Origin of the sequence: Streptomyces sp. NPDC002130 (assembly GCF_040296465.1) — a bacterium.
Taxonomy (GTDB): domain Bacteria; phylum Actinomycetota; class Actinomycetes; order Streptomycetales; family Streptomycetaceae; genus Streptomyces.
In genome coordinates this window covers 1-1,458 of the sequence record NZ_JBEOXI010000815.1, presented here as the reverse complement: position 1 = coordinate 1,458, position 1,458 = coordinate 1, and the positions used below count along the sequence as shown (strand labels likewise).

Annotated in this window: 1 protein-coding gene and 1 pseudogene; both read left to right on the top strand. The window is 63.0% G+C overall.

Annotated features, from left to right (window positions below; all coding sequences use genetic code 11):
• Positions 1-334 (top strand): annotated as a pseudogene (locus ABT116_RS45875) (hypothetical protein); the annotation flags it as partial.
• 75 nt (positions 335-409) lie between these two features.
• Positions 410-1,458: CYTH and CHAD domain-containing protein (locus ABT116_RS45870; protein ID WP_351647111.1), on the top strand; the 1,049-nt coding region annotated here is incomplete at its 3' end.

The following is a 1,458-nucleotide window of genomic DNA, read 5'->3' as shown; positions in this document are numbered from 1 at the left end:
GTCGAGAAGGGCGACGGCCACGTTCTGCAGCATGCGTCCAGTGTGCCTCGCTCTTGGCAGTAATTCGAGGGTCTACGGCAGTACTGCCACTGACGCCCATACCGGCAAGACCCATCAACTGCGCCTGCACATGACCTCCGTCGGGCTCCCGATCCACGGCGACAACTTCTATCCCGACTTCTACGACGTTGCCGCAGAGGATTATTCGAACCCGCTGCGCCTGCTGTCGAAGGTTCTCGAGTTCGAGGATCCGATGACCGGCCGGCTGCGACGGTTCGAAAGTCGGCGAACCCTGTCCTGGCCGGACGAATCAGGCGGTGGCGACTCGCCGTAGGGACCCCGGACCCTTCCACTGCGCCACCGATACCGGGAGGATGGAAGCGCAGACCGCACCGCAAGAGGAGACCAGATGAGCAAGACCGCTGTCGTACCCGAAGCCGTACGGGAGATCGAGCGCAAGTACGAGGCGCCGGCCGAGCAGGAAGTCCCCGCCTTGGGTGGACTTCCCGGTGTTGTCGGTGAGCCGGTTCACGACTCGATACAGCTCTCTGCCACCTACTTCGACACCGCCGACTACCGGTTGCTCGCCGAGAAGATCACGCTGCGCAAGCGCGAGGGCGGCGATGATGCGGGGTGGCACATGAAACTTCCCGCAGGCCAGGACACTCGAACCGAGATCCAGCTTCCGCCGGACGAGAGCACCGATGTCCCCTCGCCGCTGTCGAGTCTGATCCGGGCGATCATTCGCGGTCACGACCTGGTTCCGGTCGCCCTGATCATCACCGACCGGGAGCGCACCCGACTCAACGGCGAAAACGGTGTTCTGCTCGCCGAAGTGGTCTCCGACACCGTCATCGCCTGCAAGGCAGACGGTTCCGGTGAATCGACGTGGCAGGAAGTCGAGGTCGAACAAGGCGCAGGCGGACAAGATCTGGCCGACGCAATCGAGACGGTTCTACTGGACGCCGGGCTGGAGCGTTCTGCAAGTCCGTCCAAACTCAAACGAGCATTGGGTACTTCGGTGACCCCGTACGTCGGTCTCGAGATCACCACGGGCAAAGCGTCGAATCCGCGGATTCTGTTGCGCAATTACCTCATCGAACAACTACGCGCACTGGTCGCAGCGGACCTCGGAACGCGTCGGGCCGACGACGAAGCCGTTCACGACTTCCGGGTTGCAGCTCGTCGCATCCGCAGCGCTCTTCAGTCCTACGCGGGCCACTCCCCCAAGACCGACGATCTGATCACCGACCTGCGGTGGATCGGTGGAAAGTTCGGTGACGCCCGCGACGTCGAGGTCCAATGGGAACGTCTGGTCGAACGCCTCGGCGAAATCGACGAGATGCCCGAACGAGAAGCTGTGCGTGCTCGAATCGACGAGTTCTCGAACCAGAACTGGCGCTTCGTCCCGGTCGGTGACGGCAGCTACGAGATCGTCAGCCGGAACAGTGCCCTGCT